The organism is Vibrio sinus (genome assembly GCF_023634645.1).
Taxonomy (GTDB): domain Bacteria; phylum Pseudomonadota; class Gammaproteobacteria; order Enterobacterales; family Vibrionaceae; genus Vibrio; species Vibrio sinus.
Window position 1 is genome coordinate 1 of sequence record NZ_JAMKMR010000067.1, and the last position, 290, is coordinate 290.

General features: G+C 54.8%; 1 rRNA gene. It reads right to left on the minus strand.

Annotated features, from left to right (window positions below):
- Nucleotides 1-5: 5 nt before the first annotated feature.
- A 16S ribosomal RNA gene (locus M9194_RS21625) occupies nucleotides 6-290 on the minus strand; the annotation flags it as partial.

Here is a 290-nt window from a genome sequence, read left to right on the forward strand (position 1 = left end):
TCGTATAAGGAGGTGATCCAGCCCCAGGTTCCCCTAGGGCTACCTTGTTACGACTTCACCCCAGTCATGAACCACAAAGTGGTGAGCGTCCTCCCGAAGGTTAAACTACCCACTTCTTTTGCAGCCCACTCCCATGGTGTGACGGGCGGTGTGTACAAGGCCCGGGAACGTATTCACCGTGGCATTCTGATCCACGATTACTAGCGATTCCGACTTCATGGAGTCGAGTTGCAGACTCCAATCCGGACTACGACGCACTTTTTGGGATTCGCTCACCATCGCTGGCTGGC